We start from the raw sequence: 1,189 nt of genomic DNA on the forward strand, positions 1-1,189 counted from the left end.
GCTCGCTTGTATGGTAGGACTTGAAGGGAGGAGGAGGGACAAGGCTCGATTCTGACTGTTAGCGCAGTGCAGACCGTGGGAGATTTTCACCCTCCTCCTTTCACCCAAGCGCCGATAAAGAATGCATCTGGCCTAGACCGACGATAGGAACAAGCCTGCGCCTCTGGGTGAACCCTTCAAGTGTTCAAACCTTAGCCCGGAGGATTTCTCATGGCAATGCCCGTCGCTACTACCCAATCGATTGTCGGGGTTGATGTCGCCAAGGATGAACTGGTGATTTATCACGTCGAATCAGATCGGCTCGAGACAATCTCCAATACCAAAACAGCGATCAAGAAATGGCTCAAAACCGTTGCCAAACCAGTAGCAATCGCCATCGAAGCCACCAATATTTATCACCAGGAGTTTGCCGAGCTGGCGCACGCGGATGGCTGCATGATCTATATGGTTGGCGGTTATGAACTCAGTCATTACCGCAAAGGCGTGAACGTTCGCGCTAAAACCGATGCGCTGGATGCTCGATTATTGGCCCGGTATCTGACAAACGAAGGGGACCATTTGCGCCCCTGGACGCCGCCGTCCCCCCTGTATTGCCGGCTCATTAGTCTGTTCCGGCGTCGTGCGGCTCTGGTTCAGGCTCGTGTCAGCCTCAAGCAGAGCTGGGAGAATGAGCCGCTGCTCAAAACCGCTTTCAAGAATCAGATAAGCGCCATGCAAAGGCTGGAAACCTTGCTTGAAAAAACGATCCTGACGCAGATAGAAGAGGCCGGTTTGGGCGCACAGCTCAAGCGCTGCATGAAGGTCGAAGGCATCGGTACGTTGAGCGGCGCCCGCTTGCTCGCATCCTTTCAGCGTGGGGACTTCAGGAATGCCGACGCTTTCATCGCTTTTCTAGGCATGGATCTGCGCATAGCGGACTCAGGCAAAAAGAAAGGCCGCCGCTGCCTGACCAAACGAGGCGACCCGGAGGCACGTCGATTGCTGCACAACGCTGCAATGGCGGCGAGCCGGACCTCGGCGTGGAAAGGGTTTTATGAGGCTATGAGAGGGCGCGGATTGAGCACTACCCAAGCACTGGTCGCACTAGCCCGCAAGCTTGCACGGGTGGTATTTGCTCTGTTGAAAAACCAGAGCGAATACTCACCCAAAGGCGTTTAGGGGCTAGGCATGAACCATAGAATCTCCCACA

Annotated in this window: 1 protein-coding gene; it reads left to right on the forward strand. The window is 55.0% G+C overall.

From position 1 onward, the window contains the following. Positions 1 to 210 precede the first annotated feature (210 nt). Positions 211 to 1,158 carry an IS110 family transposase gene (locus V6F91_RS27145; protein WP_332769918.1) on the forward strand — a complete coding sequence of 316 codons (948 nt, stop codon included), beginning with the start codon at positions 211 to 213 and terminating at the stop codon, positions 1,156 to 1,158. Positions 1,159 to 1,189: the final 31 nt, after the last annotated feature.

The organism is Pseudomonas koreensis, assembly GCF_036668835.1.
GTDB classification, from domain to species: domain Bacteria; phylum Pseudomonadota; class Gammaproteobacteria; order Pseudomonadales; family Pseudomonadaceae; genus Aquipseudomonas; species Aquipseudomonas koreensis_I.

What these genes read in the sequence shown, in the direction of transcription:
- V6F91_RS27145 (WP_332769918.1), top strand. Translation starts at nt 211, where the DNA reads ATGGCAATGCCCGTCGCTACTACCCAATCGATTGTCGGGGTTGATGTC.